Source organism: Xanthomonas campestris pv. asclepiadis (genome assembly GCF_020784175.1).
Taxonomy (GTDB): Bacteria; Pseudomonadota; Gammaproteobacteria; order Xanthomonadales; family Xanthomonadaceae; genus Xanthomonas; species Xanthomonas campestris_D.
The window spans coordinates 1-1,897 of the sequence record NZ_JAJGQM010000094.1 but is presented as its reverse complement, the minus strand read 5'-3'; the positions used below and the strand labels follow the sequence as shown (position 1 = coordinate 1,897).

1 protein-coding gene, 1 tRNA gene and 1 pseudogene are annotated in these 1,897 nt (G+C 55.0%); 2 read left to right on the top strand and 1 reads right to left on the bottom strand.

Features of this window, described 5'->3' with window-relative positions; translation table 11 throughout:
- Positions 1-76 precede the first annotated feature (76 nt).
- On the top strand, positions 77-649 hold the full coding sequence (locus LL972_RS21490) for a hypothetical protein (protein WP_228329317.1): 573 nt from the start codon (positions 77-79) through the stop codon (positions 647-649).
- Between the two features lie 359 nt (positions 650-1,008).
- Here the strand turns inward: LL972_RS21490 and LL972_RS21485 are convergent.
- A tRNA-Arg gene (locus tag LL972_RS21485) sits at positions 1,009-1,085 on the bottom strand.
- Positions 1,086-1,114: 29 nt separating this feature from the next.
- On the opposite strand from LL972_RS21485, the pseudogene LL972_RS21480 reads away from it, so the two are divergent.
- Positions 1,115-1,837 (top strand): annotated as a pseudogene (locus LL972_RS21480) (site-specific integrase); the annotation flags it as partial.
- Between the last annotated feature and the right edge of the window lie 60 nt (positions 1,838-1,897).

Sequence of the window (1,897 nt, the reverse complement as noted above, 5' to 3'; positions counted from 1 at the left end):
GCCCGCCGAGTTCCGTGATCAACATCAACCGCAGACCTCTAGTTTTGGCTGGCATTGAATTAGGGGGAGTCGACAGATGGTTCAATCGAATTTCGGGGGAATCAGGAACTGCCTCTTTATCAATGCTCAGAGCAAGCAGACGGTCCCTATGCTTCTTGCACCTCTGAGACGCCTTGGGATCGCCGCAGCAGGGATTTTAGATATTGACGCTGTTAAGGAAGGCGGAGCGGTCTTCTCCCGCTTAATGAGGAGTGCAGGTATACCTGAGGGCCTTCAAGAATCGATAGGCATACAACGGCGCCGCGTCTATGAAAGACTCGCCTTCTCCGGAAAAAATATGAAAACTGAGGGCGGAATTAATCTACTTTCTGGAGATGACTTATTGAGCGCGAAAGAATTTTTTCAGACGATGGCTCGATATGGAATTTTATTCGTTCCCTGTGGGGAATTGGAGTCCTGGCTGAGTGAACTCGGCATTACAGGACATGGCCCGGACTGGCTCATAAAAGTATTCGAAGCTATGGGTGAAGAGCCTTCCGCATATGGATATGCAGCCCCAACTGAAGGGGATGTTTGGGACTTTGTTAGAGAAGTCGGAAGCTGGCTACAAAATCCCATGAGAGGTGGAATGAACAAGACCTCGCAATAATTAACACCATGGAAGCTCGCCCAGACATAGTCTGTGCGACGTTAAACTCGAAATACCTAACTCGGAGGTAATCCGCTTATCGGCACTGGGATTGGTTGACTTCAGTACGTTGGTGCATCCTGACCACTATTGGCGAACATCAGATCTTTTTAATACCTCTCAATCAAAAGCGCGATAGCACGAATAAATCAAATCAATCTTGGTGACCCCGGCCCGATTCGAACGGGCGACCTTCCCCTTAGGAGGGACAACGTCGCTACACTAAGACCCAAGCAGGACAAGGCTTTCCCTGGAAGTCCAGCCTGACTGTGGCAAGTCTGTGGTAACGACCGGCCTACTCACGCCGATTGTCAAAAAAGTGGTGACCCCGGCTGGGTTCGAACCAGCAACCTCGTCCTTAGGAGGGACGCGCGCTATCCAATTGTGCCACGGGGCCATCCGCCTAAGGATACAGGGAGACGCTAAGTGAGCAAAGCCAAAGCAGCTGTCAAGCCGGGGCGCACCAAGACCTTCAATGGCACGCTTCCGCGCGGCATCAAAGCCTCCCAGGCCGTTAGCTCTGTAGCGGGCGTGACGCTCAGGACGGACGGGCAGCTGAGGTGGGAGGCGCGTATCCGGAGGTCCCTCGACGGGCAGGCGTTGAAGTTCCCGCTGGTGCGCTACCCCGTCGACCCCAAAGCGCCCCCGAACACTGAGCATCACATCGACGCTGCACGGCTCATGGCCGAGGCGTATGTCCGCCGAGAACACGCCTCCTTGGAGCTTCGGCAAACTCCGTATGCCCACACTGCCGAGGCTTGGACCTTCGGGGATCTGCTGCGACGGTTTATCCAAGAAATCGATGATGGGCTGATCAAGCACGCGTCGGTCAGGACCGACCACTCCAATGCCCATCTCTTCCTTGGGGGCGGCAAAGGTCTCGGATTGAGCCAGACCGGCATGCCCCACCTCACCCGCAAGCTGGCCAAAGACTTGACTCAGGATGACTTCCTGGGGCGCCATGCCAGCTCGTTCGTGAACTCATACATCAAAGTCAAGCGAGACGGCACCACGCTCCCGATGGCCCAGGGGAGCAAAAAGCGGGCCCTAACCACGATCCGGAACCTTTTTCGGATTGCGCACGAGACCTGGCAGATCGATCTGCGCTCGCCGATCAAGAGCTTGAAATCCCTCGGTAATCCCCCCGCCCATTAGCTGACGCCAGAAGTGGAATTTTCTCGTCCCCTTTCCCGAGGAGGTTCCATGAAG

Bases quoted from the DNA above. Each gene is read 5' to 3' on its own strand.
- LL972_RS21490 (WP_228329317.1), top strand. From the start codon at position 77: ATGGTTCAATCGAATTTCGGGGGAATCAGGAACTGCCTCTTTATCAAT.